The following is a 15,929-nucleotide window of genomic DNA, read 5'->3' as shown; positions in this document are numbered from 1 at the left end:
TGAATTTGCTTTTTCTCATCGTAAATTTTCCTATTTTCGTTAATGGAAAATTCTACTTATGAACTGTTTCATTTTTTGGGGGAGTTACAGTTTAGGGTGTATAACCGTCGCGCACGGCATAGAAAAAATAGTAAAGCAAAAAAGAAGCTTACATGAATAACAATTATGAAGAATAAAAAAGAATATCCTTACCTGTGCGACAGCCGCCTTAGCTATATTTATAGATGTATAAAATGTGGTGCGTTTATTAAAAAAGGTATACAAGAGTGCTACCGATGTGAACATGTTTTTTCAAAAGACGATGTTGATATTATGATCAAACAGTATCGAAAAAATTATAAGAAAAACTGGCATCATAAACTTTATTTCGTCGTTTTTATCACAACCATTATATGCGTATTGCTCTTTTAAAAATAAAAAAGCGCCATGGTATTCAACTTTGGGAAAATACCATGGCGCTTTTGAAATCGTAGAAATAGGAGTGAACCCTACCCTTTATATTTAGCAACCTTGATGCCAATCCTCCACATAAATAAAAAACATTTAAAATCAAACACCTAGTTAAATTATGCTTTTAACTATTATTTAGTGTGTCCCAGTTTTGTGCATTTTTATAGGTTTTTGCACCACTTTAATTAAGCATGCTAGGTGAGTTTTAGTAAGCTTTCATTTACTATTGATAAAATCAATATCAGTTATTGAAAACAACAATTTCATAAATAATACACTTAGCGCTAAAGTGAAGTTAAGCCAACAAACTAAGAGTAATGATTATGACAACATCAAGCTTCACACAACAAGACGGGTTATTTATTGATGCTAATTTACATCAGTTTATTACCCAGCAGTTATGCACTAAAACCAATACCGCAGAGACATACCAAGCACTTGCGACCTTGGTTGACGAGTTTGGTTGTAAATGCCGTAAAACAAAGCACCAGCCCGATGACATTTTAGAAGTAGATACGCTACTGCATGCATACCAGCGTAAAGACCACCCGCTTTGTCATGTAGATGCACAAACAACCGAGGCCGTACTTGATGAATACTGCTGCCAAGTACCAGCAATTATAGTGGTTGCATTAATGGATACACTTAGCGGTACGCAGTGTGATGAACCTAATGCACACGATATTTACCACCGCGCTGCACAGCTTACTAATCGCCCATGTGTACACAAGGCAAAAACAGCCACAGCGGCCTAATAATGGAGCTGCTTAAAAATACTCGATAACCTTTTGTGCAAAGTCACTGCAACTTAGGGTTATCGAGTCATTGCTATTCTGCGCTAAATCAAAAGTTAAATTACCGTTTTTGAGTGCTTGTTCGAGCGCGTGTTCAATCAGCGTTGCTGCTTCATCCCAGCCCATAAACTTAAGCATTAAAGCGCCACTTAAAATACTGCTGCTAGGATTTGCTTTGTTTTGCCCTGCTATTCGCTCAAACGTGCCATGGGTTGGCTCAAAAAAAGCCACATCGTTATTTAAATTGGCTGCAGGCATTATTCCTACCCCCCCAACTTGTGCGCTAAGCATGTCGGCCAAAAAGTCGCCATTTTGATTTGTGGTTGCCACTACATCAAATTGCTCTGGGTTCATTAGGCATTGCTGCAGCATATTATCGGCTATCACTTCTTTAATGATTAAAGGCGGTTTATTTGCGCGTGCTATTTTAAGCCAGCGTCCGTTTTCGTGTGGGGTAGCGCTAAACTCATTTTGCGCTAAAGCAAACCCCCAACGTTTAAAGGCGCCATCGGTAAATTTAAGCACGTTCCCTTTATGGACAAGCGCTAGCGATTCGCTGTTATTTTTAAGGGCGTAATTAATTGCATAGCGTACTAGGCGCTCGGAGCCTTCTTTAGATATATTTTTTATGCCTATGCCACACTCTTGTGAAAACCTTAGACGTGTTACCCCCATTTCTTCACATAAAAAGTCGAGCATTTTCTCACTCTCAACGCTGCCGGCTTGCCACTCTATTCCTGAATAGACATCTTCGCTGCTATCTCGAAGCACTGTTATGTTAGTTAAAAATGGATTTTTTAACGGCGATGGCAACGCACTTAATCCTTTAACAGTGCGCATATTTACAAATAAATCCATTTCATGCCTTAGCGCCACATTTAGTGAGCGAAAACCGCCGCCAAGAGGTGTCGTTAACGGCCCTTTAATTGCTATTTTACAGGCTCGCACGGCATTAATCGTCTCCTCTGGGAACCAATCGCCATCATATAACTTTGCTGCTTGTTCGCCATTATATACTTGCATCCAATGGATTTTTCGCTCCCCGCAGTAGCAGTGTGCAATGGCATTATTGACCACATGCTGCATGGCAGGGGTGACCTCTTGCCCTACCCCGTCACCATTAATATAAGCAATAATAGGATTTACAGGCACATGCCACTGGCCTTTAGCATCAATAGTAATATTTTGTCCGTGCTCAGGGATTTTAATATGCTGATAAGCCATGCTTAATACCTATACTAAAAATAGTGTTAGTTGATTAAATCATGCTTGCTTGTGCATGTATGCAATTTGCTTTTTATAATTGATATTAGTTAAAAAAATAGCAAATTACATGTGCTTAATTAATTGAAAAGTGGGTCTTGTATAAAGCGCGTATTTAGGGGGTATAAATGAAGTATTTTTGGCTATTATTGTTAACCTACTCTTTGCAAGTCTCAGCGGTCGATGTGGTTATTCATAATTTAGACTCGCTTACGACTAAGGGCCAAAAAACAGTGGCTACTTGGATAAATCAAAGCCTTACAAAAACACAAAATACGTTAGGTCCATTACAACAAAGCACCTTACCTATTTATTTAAAGCCACAATATTTTGCTTTTGAACCCGTGCCATGGGCAAGTGTAAAACGCGATAACCCAGATGGCTTAGAGCTGCATATTGACCGCTATGCAAGTTTAAATGCTTTTACAAAAGATTGGACGCTCTACCATGAGCTTTCACATTTATATCTACCATTGCTGCCTTACTCAGGCTTTTGGCTCAGCGAAGGGTTTGCTAGTTACATGCAAAACGTCATAATGCGCGACAGCGGTGTGATCAGCCAAGCGCAATTTGTTCTGCGCTTGAACGCAGGGTTTGAGCGAGCACGCTTACAGACCAAAACAAAACAGCAACCGCTTAATAAGCTTTCAAGTGATATGTGGAAACAGCGCGCACAACAGCGCGTATATTGGACAGGAGCTGCATTTTTTGCAGAGGCTGATTTAGCTCTTCAAAAGCAAGGTAAAAGCGTCGCTACTGTAATAAAGCAATACCAAAAATGCTGCAGAACTGCACGCGCGAGTGCCAAAACACTTATAAAAGATTTAGATAAGCTCTCGCGCAGTAGTATTTTTACCACCTTGTACGCACAATATAATACACGTATCGACTTTCCTGTTATTACTAAAACGCAGTTAAATTCACTTTAAAGGCTTTTAATAAGTGCGCAATATTCATCATACGCATTGCCATCGTAATTAGCTGAGTACGCATTCATAAACCCGTGTAAAAATGGTGTTTTGTTACACGTAACTTGGTTTTTACTGGCTAAAGCACTTATCACTTCATCTACATTAAAATGCATTTCTGTATGTGGAAAAATAAACGTGCAAGGTACTCTTGCCGAAATATCTAAATGATTTCTAATTTGCGAAGGGTAAAAGCCGATCAGCTTTTTTAGGTGTGGATTGCCTGTTAATAACTGCGCACGCCATGCAGCACTTGCCCCTGCACTAAACCCTATGCACGTTGTGGGCTCTTTAAGGTTATTAAATACATTTAAAAGTTTTGCGGCATAATTATCATGACCACAGTCATTTATAAATTTATTATAATAATATTTTTTACTATCAATGAGTTGTAGCTGACCATTGTAGGGGTCTATGGCCACTGAAGTGACTTGTATATTATCTAATAACCGCTTGAAAGGTGCCGTTAAACCATAAATATCACTGACTATTATGTAATTCATACTTACCTTTTAAAGATTAAAATCCATGCGTTTAAGCAGTTGATAAAATTAAGTATAAATAATTTTTAAATAAATAGCTTGCACACATTTTTAATTTAGGTTACCTTTCCCCTCTGGTTTAAATAAACCATCGCGGTTAACCTTTTTACCCTGATCCAGTAAGCCCCGCAAAACGTATATTTTAAAGCTAAGTTATCGTACGGCGAGAACCCCTATTAATACCTTGATGATTTTTTTATATCATCGCAAAAGTGTCATAAAGATCGTCAACACTGTAATGAAGCTAAACACAACATCGTTAATTTATTAACTGCATTTGGCTATAAAAAATAGCGCAGAGTAAATAACAAGAATAAAGTGAGTTTTATTATGTCTTATAAATACAACGGATCTATGATCCAAATTGCCCATCCGGTGCAATCAATTTCTGTAAACAAACAACGTGTTATTTTTAGTGATACGCAAGGTTTGAAAAACGCAATGTTTCAAAAAGCAAGCGAAGCACGCGAATTTGTAAAATGGTTAAAAGCCAACTAATCATTGCGAGAAATTAACTGCCCAGACAGTTAATGTTAAAAAAATGTGCCAGCTTTGTAGCTGGCATTTTACTTTGTTGCACTTAATTGACTACAATAGCAATACTTTCGATGTTTTAGGTTGTTGTAGTAATGCTCCGTGCATTTTTGTGTATCACCTTTTATTTAAGTATTTCTTCACCGAGTTACGCCCACACTATTAACTGGCTAACGCACGACTTTGCGCCCTATTACATTTTAAATGGAAAATACCAACACCAGGGCCGTGATGAAAGCGTTATAACCTTACTCGAACAACAACTTCCTCACATCACGTTTAATCGCCTTGTTATCCCCTCTGGCAAAGTTACGCAAGAACTAGCCAATAAATCAGCCACACATTGCGCCCTATCACTTTATAAAAATGCATTTAGAGAACAATTTATTCATTTTAGCGAACAAAGTTCAACTACAGGGCTCTCACCCTCTATTGCTATGCACAAAGGCTTGGCAGACTCGCTTGAAGTGCCTAGCGATAAAGCGGTGTCATTGTATGATTTATTAGCAGAGAAAAAGCTCACGTTAGGTGTCTCTATGAACCGCTCATACGGCGAACAACTCGATAGTGTAATAAATAACACCCCCGATGTTGATATTGTTATTCGCCCAACACGAAATAGTTTAGCAAGCCTTACTTATATGCTTAATTTAAAGCGCTTAGATATTTTATTAGGCTACCCAAGCGAGCATCATTACTTAGCTAAATCTATGTACTTTGAAGAAAATCTCACTCAGCGAGCGATTGTTGAAGCGCCACCGTTGAGCTATGGCTATATTGGCTGCACTAAAAATGAACAAGGCGCTAAAAATATTCAACTATTAGATGAACAATTAAAAAAAATTAAGCAAACCGAGCAATACCACCAAGTCATGTTACGCTGGTTACCAGCGCATTTAAAACCCTTATTAGAATCAAGAATTCACGCTACAAAAAGCAAAAACGACGCGCCTAAATTATAATACCCCCTTAAGCGGCCGATTTTAAACTCATTTCGCCCTCAACATCAGCACGGTGGCCGCCTCATAGACCTTGCCCTAGCTAGTTTACCTAATTCAAACGTAATGCGTTTAGTTACGCCATGTAAATTAAAGTTAGCCGATATTGTGTCTGTATCATCATCGGTAAATTTCACATTCATGCTTTTAAATGGTGCTGTTGGGTGTATCGGTGAGGTTTATATAAATTAGGCTATCAGGTGAGACTTGCAAACAGCTTATTAAACCTTCTTTTATAAGCTCAAGCATAGCAATAAAGCTCACCACTACACCGCTTCGGCCTTCACTAAGGGTGAATAAATCGCTAAACGGCAGTGCTTTTTTAGCGTTACTCAGCTGGGCTAAAATTTGGCTCATCCGCTCCCGTGTAGAGAGTGCTTCAGCTGTTACTTGGTGATGCTCAAATGTTTTGGCGCGCGCCATCACGTCGCTCAGTGCTAACATTAAATCTTTTAACTCAAGCTCTGGCAGGTTTTGAGCGGTATTTTCAATAACCGGCATAGTTGCATTAGCTACAAAAATATCACGGCCTACGCGGGGAATGGCATCTATATTTTCGGCTGCTTTTTTAAACTGTTCGTATTCTTTTAAACGCTTAATTAGCTCTGCGCGGGGGTCTTCCTCTTCTTCGAGCTCCTCGTGTACAGGTAATAACAGACGCGATTTTATTTGCGCCAATAACGCGGCCATTACTAAGTACTCACCGGCAAGCTCTAACTGAAACTCACTCATCATTTCTACATAACTGACATATTGCTCAGTAATGCTAAAAATAGAGAGTTCGAGTACATCTAACTTATGCTTTTTTATCAGATACAACAGTAAATCAAGCGGGCCTTCAAAGGTTTCCAAAATAACTTCAAGTGCATCGGGCGGAATGTATAAATCTTCGGGTTTATCTACAACGGCTTTGCCATGCAAAAAAGCCAGTGGCAGCTTTTGCTGCACTGGCTCGCTTTGAGTATTATCAACGCTCGGTGTTGTATCACTCACACAGGTTACTCAAACGGACTGGTGTCGCCACAGCCTACACGCAAAATATGAATATCATCTTCTGATAGATCAATAACCGTGGTTGCTTGCTCTGCAAGGTGTCCGCCGTCAATAATTAAATCGACGTGTTTATCTAAACGCGTTAAAATTTCATCTGGATCTGATTCTGTAAACTCTTCTCCCGGTAAAATTAACGAGCACGACATTAACGGCTCCCCAAGCTCTGCAAGTAATGCACATGCAATAGGGTGTTCTATAACGCGCATACCAATGGTTTTTTTCTTATCGTTTAATAAACGCTTTGGCACCTCTTTTGTGCCTTTAAAAATAAAGGTGTATGGCCCTGGCGTATTATTTTTAATAAGCCTAAACATTTGGTTATCTACACGGGCATACGTTGCAAGCTCAGACAAATCACGGCATACCAGCGTAAAGTTATGGTGTTTTTCTATACCACGGATACGCTCTATACGCTCTTTTGCTTGCTTATTACCGAGGTTACATCCTATGGCATAGCCCGAATCTGTTGGGTAAACAACAACCCCGCCCTGTTTTATAATATCAACCGCTTGGCTGATCAATCGTGGCTGTGGGTTTGCTGGGTGAATATGAATTAATTGACTCATGATAATGCTCCTTCTTGCCCTTCCCACACTTGCCAAACCCCTTGGCAGTCTTTGGGTAAGTATAAGTTTTTACCTAGCTCTAAATAACTAGTTGGAAAATGAAAGTCAGAACCTTGCGAGCACAGTAAACCATACTCTTGGCTCAGTTGCCCTAAAAATTGGCGTTCAGTGGGCGCTTGTTGTGGCTGTGCAACTTCCATGGCATCGCCCCCGTCACTTTTGTATTGCACAAGTAACTTACGTAACCATTTATTAGACATTTGATAACGCCCTGGGTGTGCAAGTACGGCAACGCCACCTGCAGCATGTATGGCACTAATGGCTGTTTGCATATCACACCAAGCACTAGGTACGTAACCTGTTTTACTGCGCCCTAAGTACTTTTTAAATACTCCAGGAAAATTTTTAGCCACCCCTCGCTCTATTAATGCACGCGCAAAATGAGCACGGGTAATTTGGGCGTTTTCTGCCAGCGCCTTGGCTTGCTCATAAATACCATCAAAGCCGTTTTTTGCCAGCCTTTTACCAATTTCAATCGCGCGCTCATCCCGCTTTTGCTGCTGCGCCAATAGTAACGATGTAAGGGCAGTGTTATTTATATCAATATTTAGCCCGACAATATGTATTTCAAAGCTTTCCCACTTGGTAGAAATTTCTACGCCAGATATAAGCTTAAGCGGTAGGTTTTGGGTTTCGATATACGCTTTTGCCGGCGCAATAGCAGCCACAGTGTCGTGATCGGTTATTGCAAACACATCAATGTTTTTTTCTACAGCCCGGTTTAATAATTGCTCAACCGTTAACTGCCCGTCTGAATGTGTTGTATGACTGTGTAAATCGTATTTTATCAAAAGGAAACTGCTTAAATTTAAGGGGAATGAATGTTTATATAAGTATAACAACTTTTTTGACTAAATTGTTTTAAATAAACACTTGACACAAAAGCGCTAAATACGTTTTACTGTAGCCACTTTAAGACACATTAAGAATTAAAAATAATGATCAATTCAATTCAACACACTATTTGGTGGTGGCACTCATAATTTTTGGGTGATGAATTGTCGTGTCTAGCAAAAATTCAAAACCCGCATAATGCGGGTTTTTTTATAACTAAATTTTACGTATTTAATTTTTTATTTTGAGGCAAAAAAACATGAATAACGGTCTTACTCTTACACATCGTTGGTGGTGGCGCCTGATATAGCGGGACGGTAATGATCTGTTTGTAATTTAGATATCGTTATTCAAACCCCGCACTGCCAAGGCATTGCGGGGTTTTATTTTTTGAGGGAATGAGATTTGATTTTTAGTCATATAACTACCACACCAGGCGAAGTTACTAGCATAACGCAAGTACGCGACTACATTAGTAGCCCACTTGCACTTTATGCTGCACTTGATAAGCCTAACTCGCTACTGCTTGAATCAGCCGAAATTGATTCTAAAGACAGTGTTAAAAGCTTAATTTTAGTTGACTGTGCACTGCGCATTGTATGCCAAGGTAAAACCGTGACGCTAAGTGCTCAATCTAATAACGGAAAACAGTTACTGCCGTATTTAAGAGACAATGTACAAAGCTGCGATGCGACCTTAACCGACACCAACCTAACCCTTGTTTACAAAGGCTGCTCAAACGACATTGACGAGGCAAGTAAACTGGTTGCCGACAATGCATTTAGCGCGTTACGCACCTGTATAAACAGTATCAAAAGCACCACCGAAAACCCGTTTTCGGTATTTTTAGGTGGCGTATTTGCCTACGATATGGTGGCTAATTTTGAGCAGCTAAGCGACGTTCCCGATGGCGAAAACACCTGTCCAGACTACGTTTTTTACTTAGCCGAAACCTTAGTGGTTATCGATCATCAAAAGCAAACTACTGAGCTTATTGGTAATGTATTTAATGGCCCAGACGTACACGCTAATTGTTTTGAGGTAGGTAAAGAACTTGAACGATTAAATGCCTTATGCGACAAAGCTGAAGAATTTAGTGCGCCTATGCAAACAGGCACCTGCGATGTAAATGTTGATATAAGCGATGAAACTTACTGCGAACAAGTAGTTAAGCTTAAAAAGAACATAGTTGATGGAGATATTTTTCAGGTTGTGCCTTCGCGTACATTTTCACTGCCCTGTCCTGATTCATTGCACGCATATAGCCAGCTTAAAAAGCAAAATCCAAGCCCTTATATGTTTTATATGCGCGATGAAGAATTTGCTTTATTTGGTGCCTCTCCTGAGTCGGCACTTAAGTACGAAGTAAATAGCAAACAAGTTGAAGTTTACCCTATTGCCGGTACTCGTCCACGCGGAAAATTTGCCAATGGGGCAATCAACCCAGATTTAGACAGCCGTATTGAACTTGAACTAAGAAACGATCAAAAAGAGCGTGCTGAACATTTAATGTTGGTTGATTTAGCCCGTAACGATGTGGCACGCATAAGTGTAGCCGGTACGCGCCATGCAAAAGAGCTATTAAAAGTAGACCGCTATTCGCAAGTCATGCACTTGGTTTCTCGTGTGGTGGGCACATTAAAGCCAGAGCTTGATGCACTTCACGCTTACCAAGCGTGTATGAACATGGGCACGCTGGTAGGCGCTCCTAAGGTGCGTGCCGCCGAACTTGTACGCCAAACCGAAGGCAAACGCCGTGGCAGCTACGGTGGCGCGGTAGGTTATTTAACCGGCGATGGTGCAATGGATAGCTGCATTGTTATTCGCTCAGCGTTTGTAAAAAATAATACCGCCTATGTACAAGCAGGTGCTGGCGTTGTGTACGACTCTGATCCGCAAGCCGAAGCGAACGAAACCCGCGCTAAAGCCCAAGCGGTGATCACCGCCATAAAATCAACTTATAAGGCGGTATAAAATGAGTACAGCAAACCCAATGAAAATATACTTTTTAGATAACTTTGATTCGTTTAGCTACAACCTTGTTGATGAACTAACCATGCTGGGCTGTGAGCTTGTGGTATACAGAAATAATATAAGCGCAGAGGTTATTTTTAATAAAATGCGCCAAGAGAAAGGGCAAGTATTATTAGTGCTTTCGCCAGGGCCTGGTGCACCAAGTGATGCAGGTTGCTTAATGGAATTAATCGAACTGGCTAAAGGTCACTTCCCCATGCTGGGCATTTGTCTTGGGCAACAGGCACTTACCCAAAGTTACGGTGGAGTAATCGGCCACGCGGGCGAAACCGTACATGGTAAGTCATCAATCATTAATTTAAACCCGCACCCGGTGTTTGAAGGAATGGGCAATACTATGCCTGTAGCGCGATACCATTCATTAATGGCAACCAAAGTACCTGAAAATATAGAGGTAATTGCACAATTTGACGATATTCCTATGGCCATATATCACCACGACGATAAAGCATTAGGTTATCAATTTCATCCTGAGTCAATACTGACGCCAAATGGTGCAATGCTACTTCAACAAAGCGTTGCGTACTTAACGCGCACCAACTAATAGAGGACATTATGAGTACACAAACACAAGAGACCATAAATGTTCAATACGCTATTGAGCAACTTATTCAAGGCAAGTCGTTAAACTATGCCCAGTCAAACGCATTATTTAACCAAATAATGCAAGGTAACATGAGCGAAATAGAGCTCACAGCATTGTTAATTAGCCTTAAAATGAAAGGCGAAGTAAGCGATGAAATCGCTGGTGCTGCTGCGTCAATGCGTCAAAACGCAGTGGCGTTTAAAACCTCAAGTACGCAACTTTCCGATAGCTGTGGCACCGGGGGCGATGGCTCAAACACAATTAATATTAGTACTACCGCGGCTATTGTTGCCGCTGCCGCAGGTATTAATGTGGTAAAACATGGTAATCGTAGCGTATCGAGTAACTCGGGCTCTGCTGATTTATTAAAAGCATTGGGTATTAATATTGATATGAGCCCAGCACAGGCTGCACACTGCCTTGAGCAAACACATTTTACCTTTTTGTTTGCCCCGCATTATCACAGTGGTGTGCGCCATGCGATGGGCGTACGCACTGCACTGAAAACACGGACTATTTTTAATATTTTGGGCCCACTTGCTAACCCTGCTGCACCACAAGTGCAATTACTGGGTGTTTACGATGAGTCTTTATGTATGCCAATGGCACAAACACTTAAAACATTAGGCACTCAGCGCGCAATGATAGTGCATGGTTCTGGCACTGACGAAATAGCCCTGCACGGCCCAACCAATGTAGTTGAGCTAAACAATGGCGAAATAACCCAGTACACATTAAACCCAAGCGACTTTGACCTTGCAAACTATTCACTTGAACAACTAGCCGGTGAAGGCCCACAATACAACGCAAATGCAAGCCTTGCTATTTTACAAGGTAAAGGCAGTGATGCGCACAATGCTGCAATCGCGGTCAATGTGGCTGCACTTTTATACCTAAGCGGTAAAGTACAGTCATTAAAAGAAGGCGCACAACAGGTACACACATTACTCAGTTCAGGCAAAGCCATGAACACATTAAATGCAATTATTGAGGTAAGTCATGGCTAATGTATTAGACAAAATCGTTGCTGATAAAAAACAAGAACTCATAGAGCGCAAAGCCACGCGCCCTCTAGAGAGCTTTAAACACCTAGCAGTGCCAACTAGCCGCAGCTTTTATGAAGCGCTGGCAAAGCCGGGAACGCAATTTATTTTAGAATGTAAAAAGGCATCGCCTTCAAAGGGGCTAATAAGAGAGCCGTTTGATTTAACTGAGATCACCTCTGTTTATAAAAAATACGCTACCTGCATGAGCGTACTGACTGATGCTAAATACTTTCAAGGTAGCTTTGATTATTTAGAATTTGTACGTAGCCAAGTCGAGCAACCTCTTATTTGTAAAGACTTTTTTATAGACGAATACCAAGTGTACATGGCACGTATTTATGGCGGCGATGCTATTTTATTAATGCTCTCAGTGCTTGATGATGAGCAATATAAAGCACTACATGCAGTCGCCGACTCGCTTAAGATGTCGGTATTAACCGAGGTCAGTAACGAAGAAGAAGTGCACCGCGCCCTTGCACTTGATGCACAAATTATTGGTATTAATAACCGTAACCTTCGCGATTTAAGCACGGATTTAGCCACCACCGAAAAATTACGTAAACTCATCCCTGCAGATAAAGTGGTTATTTCCGAGTCAGGCATTTATACCCACCAAGATGTTAAACGTTTAGCGCCGTTATGCGATGGCTTTTTAATTGGCAGCTCTTTAATGGCTGAGGCCGATTTAGAGCAAGCCTGTAAAAAAGTGATTTTAGGTGATAACAAAGTGTGCGGTTTAACCCGAACACAAGACGTTCAAGCCGCTCATAACAATGGAGCTATCTACGGTGGGCTCATTTTTTATCCTAAATCACCTCGTTATGTTGACTTAGATTGCGCTATTGAACTAAGCCAAAGTGCACCACTTAAATTTGTGGGCGTGTTTGTTAATGCAAGCGAGCAGCAAGTGGTACAATACGCGCATGAACTAAAACTGGCCGCAGTACAATTACACGGTCAAGAAACTGACGATTACATTGCAGCACTGCGTACACAGTTACCTAAAGGGTGTGAAATTTGGAAAGCACAGGCAATTAAAGATACATTGCCACCCCCCGTAAAAGGCGTAGACCGCCACCTATACGATACACACAGCGATACACAAGCCGGTGGGACAGGTAAAGCATTTGATTGGGCGGTACTGCAAGATGCAACAACCCCCTTTATGCTAGCGGGTGGCTTAAATCCAGACAATATAAAAGACGCACTTTCTCAAGGTGCCCTGGGCCTTGATCTAAATTCAGGCGTTGAAGAATCTGCGGGTAAAAAGTGCCCTATCAAATTACAAAATGCTTTTACAAGCATCAGAAATTATTGAGGTTATAATGCAAAATCCAGCTTATTTTGGCGAGTTTGGCGGTATGTTTGTACCTGAGCTACTTGTCCCTGCGCTTAAGCAGTTAGAAAACGAATTTAACAAAGCACAAAAAGACCCTGAGTTTCAGGCTGAGTTTACAAAGCTATTAAACGAGTATGCCGGTCGCCCTACGCCGCTCACATTAACGCGTAATTTAATTAAAAACCCTAAGGTAAAACTTTACCTTAAGCGCGAAGATTTATTACACGGCGGCGCACACAAAACCAATCAAGTTCTTGGTCAAGCATTGCTAACTAAGCGTATGGGTAAAAAAGAAGTTATTGCCGAAACGGGTGCGGGCCAACATGGCGTGGCAACAGCGCTTGCCTGTGCATTACTTGGCTTAAAATGCCGCATTTATATGGGTGCTAAAGATGTTGAGCGTCAACAGCCTAACGTATTTAGAATGAAACTAATGGGCGCAGAGGTTATCCCGGTAACCGCAGGTTCTGGTACTTTAAAAGATGCAGTAAACGAAGCGCTACGCGACTGGTCTGCAAACTACCAAGACGCTCACTACTTACTTGGTACCGCAGCGGGTCCTCACCCATTCCCAACAATTGTACGAGAGTATCAAAAAGTGATTGGTGAAGAAGCTAAACAACAAGTACTAAAAGCAGAAGGTCGCTTACCAGATGCCGTACTTGCGTGTGTTGGCGGTGGCTCTAATGCCATTGGTATGTTTACTGACTTTATAGACGAGCCAAGTGTCAAACTTATTGGTGTGGAGCCTGCAGGTAAAGGGCTAGATACCCACGAGCACGGCGCTACAATTTGTAAAGGCACTAAAGGTATACTGCACGGTACCTATACGTACATTATGCAAAATAATGATGGTCAAATAGAAGAGTCATACTCAGTATCTGCCGGTCTTGATTACCCAGCTGTAGGCCCACAACATGCGTTTTTACACGAAACAGGCCGTGCTCAATATGTCGGTATTACCGATACAGAAGCCCTTGATGCATTCCAAGCACTTGCTAAAAACGAAGGTATTATTCCAGCTTTAGAATCAAGCCATGCCCTTGCTTATGCGCTTAAATACGCCGAAGAACAAACAGAAGAAAGCATTTTAGTGGTTAACTTAAGTGGCCGTGGCGATAAAGATTTAACCCACGTACACAGTGTTTTATCACAAGGAGGTCAACTATGAGCCAGTTAAATACAGATCGTTACGGTAAAACTTTTGCTGCACTTAATGAACAAAAACAAGGTGCATTTGTGCCATTTGTGACCATTGGTGACCCATGTAAAGAGCAAAGTATTGCGATTATTAAAAGCCTAATTGACGGTGGCGCTGATGCACTAGAGCTTGGTATTCCGTTTTCGGACCCAATCGCTGATGGCCCTGTTATTCAAGCCGCTAATATTCGCGCGTTAGATGTAAACATTAACACGCAAGATTGCTTTGATATTATTAAAGAAATACGCGATTACAATGCAGATATTCCTATTGGTTTATTACTGTATTCAAACCTTGTGTTTAAGCGCGGATTAGAAACATTTTATAAAGATGCTAAAGCAGCAGGCGTAGATTCTATTTTAGTTGCAGATGTACCACTGCACGAGTCTAAAATGTTTAGAAAAGCAGCCATGGCAAATGGTATAGACCCTATATTTATTGCCACACCTAATGCCGATGACGATACCCTGCGCCAATGTGCATCTTATGGCCGTGGTTACACGTATTTATTATCGCGTGCGGGTGTTACCGGTACCGATACAAAAGCGCAAATGCCAGCAGGCAATATTGTTACTAAATTAACAGAATACCATGCAGCCCCTGCTTTATTAGGCTTTGGTATTTCTACACCCGATGATGTAAAAGCCGCTTTAAAAGCAGGCGCAGCAGGTGCTATTTCAGGCTCAGCCGTGGTTAAGATTATTGAAGCAAACCTTAATGATTTAGACGCGATGACCGCACAGTTAAAAGCGTTTGTAGCTGATATGAAAGCGGCAACCACATTGTAAAATGCTTACAATTTACGCATAAAAAAGGGCATTTAAAATGCCCTTTTTTTAAAACCTAACTTAGCAAGCTTAGTGAGCTTGATGTTTACCTTCTAAAATTTCTTCAATAAATTTTGCATTAAATGCTTCTAAATCTGCTGGGCTGCGGCTTGTTACTAACCCTTGGTCTACACTCACCTCTTCATCAACCCAGTTTGCACCCGCATTGATTAAATCACTTTTAATGCTCGGGAATGATGTAACGGTACGGTCGCGTAATTTATTAATCTCGGCAAGTAACCAAGGTGCATGACAAATAGCTGCAACAGGCTTATTTTTCTCAGCGCCAAAAAAACCGTCTATAAACGCTTTTGCGTGCTTATCTTGGCGTAACGTATCTGGGTTAAATAAGCCACCTGGCAGCATAAGCGCATCGTAATCGCTGGCACTGGCATTTGTAACAAGTTTATCTACGCTTACTTTTTCGCCCCATTTATCTTCGTCCCAACCGGTGATTTCACCCTCTTTTACCGACACAATATCGATATCAGCGCCAGCATTTAGTAAAGCATCACGTGGAGATAATAGCTCACTTTGCTCAAAGCCATCAGTGGCTAAAATAGCAATTTTTTTACCTTGTAATCGTGTGCTTGATTGTAATGTAGACATAGAGATCTCCTTATTGCGTTAAATAAAATGTTTTAATCATCCTATTAAAAGCATAAGCAATGCCAAACTTAAGGTACTGAAAATTATGAATAATGTAAATTCAAGCTGTCAAAGCTATGTAAATCATTTAGAGGGTTTGAATAATCTACATAGCTTAATTTAAAAGTGCATATAAAAAACAACACACAAGCTTTGCTTATAAGATGAAGTAGTTAGGCATTAACT

Annotated in this window: 16 protein-coding genes; 10 read left to right on the top strand and 6 right to left on the bottom strand. The window is 40.9% G+C overall.

Going from position 1 to position 15,929, the window contains the following annotated elements:
• The first annotated feature begins 773 nt into the window (after positions 1 to 773).
• Entirely contained in the window at positions 774 to 1,205 is a 432-nt protein-coding gene (locus AN393_RS17025) for a hypothetical protein (protein ID WP_055014413.1), read from the top strand.
• A gap of 12 nt (positions 1,206 to 1,217) precedes the next feature.
• On the opposite strand, the gene icd is transcribed toward AN393_RS17025, so the two are convergent.
• Positions 1,218 to 2,468, bottom strand: coding sequence for an NADP-dependent isocitrate dehydrogenase (gene icd / locus AN393_RS17020; RefSeq protein WP_055014370.1), 1,251 nt, complete (start codon positions 2,466 to 2,468; stop codon positions 1,218 to 1,220).
• Positions 2,469 to 2,635: 167 nt separating this feature from the next.
• Between icd and AN393_RS17015 the strand changes: the two genes are divergently transcribed.
• A complete protein-coding gene (locus AN393_RS17015; RefSeq protein ID WP_055018722.1) occupies positions 2,636 to 3,436 on the top strand; it encodes a hypothetical protein in 801 nt (266 codons plus the stop codon).
• Here AN393_RS17015 and AN393_RS17010 read toward each other — a convergent pair.
• The gene (locus AN393_RS17010; protein WP_055018721.1) at positions 3,433 to 3,978 is read right to left on the bottom strand and encodes a dienelactone hydrolase family protein; all 546 of its coding nucleotides are present in this window, start codon (positions 3,976 to 3,978) and stop codon (positions 3,433 to 3,435) included. The two genes, AN393_RS17015 and AN393_RS17010, sit on opposite strands and share 4 nt — an antisense overlap.
• Positions 3,979 to 4,347: 369 nt before the next feature.
• On the opposite strand from AN393_RS17010, the gene AN393_RS20485 reads away from it, so the two are divergent.
• Both AN393_RS20485 and AN393_RS17005 read left to right on the top strand, forming a co-directional pair.
• The gene (locus tag AN393_RS20485) at positions 4,348 to 4,515 is read left to right on the top strand and encodes a hypothetical protein (RefSeq protein ID WP_024033460.1); all 168 of its coding nucleotides are present in this window, start codon (positions 4,348 to 4,350) and stop codon (positions 4,513 to 4,515) included.
• Positions 4,516 to 4,646: 131 nt separating this feature from the next.
• Positions 4,647 to 5,513: a transporter substrate-binding domain-containing protein gene (locus AN393_RS17005; protein WP_055014373.1), complete on the top strand. Its 867-nt coding sequence runs from the start codon at positions 4,647 to 4,649 to the stop codon at positions 5,511 to 5,513.
• A 183-nt stretch (positions 5,514 to 5,696) separates the two neighbouring features.
• Here AN393_RS17005 and AN393_RS17000 read toward each other — a convergent pair whose 3' ends face one another.
• From AN393_RS17000 to rnm, 3 genes are read right to left on the bottom strand one after another with little or no spacing between them, the layout of a single operon-like run.
• Complete coding sequence (locus tag AN393_RS17000) at positions 5,697 to 6,542, bottom strand: ScpA family protein (RefSeq protein WP_055014374.1); 846 nt, start codon at positions 6,540 to 6,542, stop codon at positions 5,697 to 5,699.
• A gap of 5 nt (positions 6,543 to 6,547) precedes the next feature.
• Positions 6,548 to 7,168 carry an L-threonylcarbamoyladenylate synthase gene (locus AN393_RS16995; RefSeq protein WP_004586789.1) on the bottom strand — a complete coding sequence of 207 codons (621 nt, stop codon included), beginning with the start codon at positions 7,166 to 7,168 and terminating at the stop codon, positions 6,548 to 6,550.
• A complete protein-coding gene (gene rnm, locus AN393_RS16990; protein ID WP_055014375.1) occupies positions 7,165 to 8,019 on the bottom strand; it encodes an RNase RNM in 855 nt (284 codons plus the stop codon). The genes AN393_RS16995 and rnm overlap by 4 nt, the downstream gene beginning before the upstream one ends.
• A gap of 448 nt (positions 8,020 to 8,467) precedes the next feature.
• Here rnm and AN393_RS16985 point away from each other — a divergent pair, with 448 nt between their 5' ends.
• Genes AN393_RS16985 through trpA form a run of 6 tightly spaced genes read left to right on the top strand, consistent with a single transcriptional unit; the run spans position 8,468 to position 15,056 of the window.
• Complete coding sequence (locus AN393_RS16985; RefSeq protein WP_055018720.1) at positions 8,468 to 10,036, top strand: anthranilate synthase component 1; 1,569 nt, start codon at positions 8,468 to 8,470, stop codon at positions 10,034 to 10,036.
• A gap of 1 nt (position 10,037) precedes the next feature.
• Entirely contained in the window at positions 10,038 to 10,640 is a 603-nt protein-coding gene (locus tag AN393_RS16980; protein ID WP_055014377.1) for an aminodeoxychorismate/anthranilate synthase component II, read from the top strand.
• 11 nt (positions 10,641 to 10,651) lie between these two features.
• Positions 10,652 to 11,689 (top strand): anthranilate phosphoribosyltransferase, encoded by a 1,038-nt coding sequence (gene trpD / locus AN393_RS16975; RefSeq protein WP_055014378.1) that lies wholly within the window; start codon positions 10,652 to 10,654, stop codon positions 11,687 to 11,689.
• Complete coding sequence (trpCF, locus tag AN393_RS16970; protein ID WP_055014379.1) at positions 11,682 to 13,046, top strand: bifunctional indole-3-glycerol-phosphate synthase TrpC/phosphoribosylanthranilate isomerase TrpF; 1,365 nt, start codon at positions 11,682 to 11,684, stop codon at positions 13,044 to 13,046. The genes trpD and trpCF overlap by 8 nt, the downstream gene beginning before the upstream one ends.
• A 7-nt stretch (positions 13,047 to 13,053) precedes the next feature.
• Positions 13,054 to 14,238 carry a tryptophan synthase subunit beta gene (gene trpB, locus AN393_RS16965; protein ID WP_055014414.1) on the top strand — a complete coding sequence of 395 codons (1,185 nt, stop codon included), beginning with the start codon at positions 13,054 to 13,056 and terminating at the stop codon, positions 14,236 to 14,238.
• Entirely contained in the window at positions 14,235 to 15,056 is an 822-nt protein-coding gene (gene trpA, locus AN393_RS16960) for a tryptophan synthase subunit alpha (RefSeq protein ID WP_055018719.1), read from the top strand. Before trpB ends, trpA begins: the two co-directional genes overlap by 4 nt.
• A gap of 69 nt (positions 15,057 to 15,125) precedes the next feature.
• Here the strand turns inward: trpA and AN393_RS16955 are convergent, their stop codons facing one another.
• Positions 15,126 to 15,704 carry a type 1 glutamine amidotransferase domain-containing protein gene (locus AN393_RS16955; RefSeq protein WP_055018718.1) on the bottom strand — a complete coding sequence of 193 codons (579 nt, stop codon included), beginning with the start codon at positions 15,702 to 15,704 and terminating at the stop codon, positions 15,126 to 15,128.
• Positions 15,705 to 15,929 lie beyond the last annotated feature (225 nt).

It is taken from the genome of Pseudoalteromonas sp. P1-25 (genome assembly GCF_001401805.1).
Taxonomy (GTDB): Bacteria; Pseudomonadota; Gammaproteobacteria; order Enterobacterales; family Alteromonadaceae; genus Pseudoalteromonas.
Note: the sequence above shows the minus strand (reverse complement) of the source record. Positions and strands in the feature narration are given on the sequence as shown.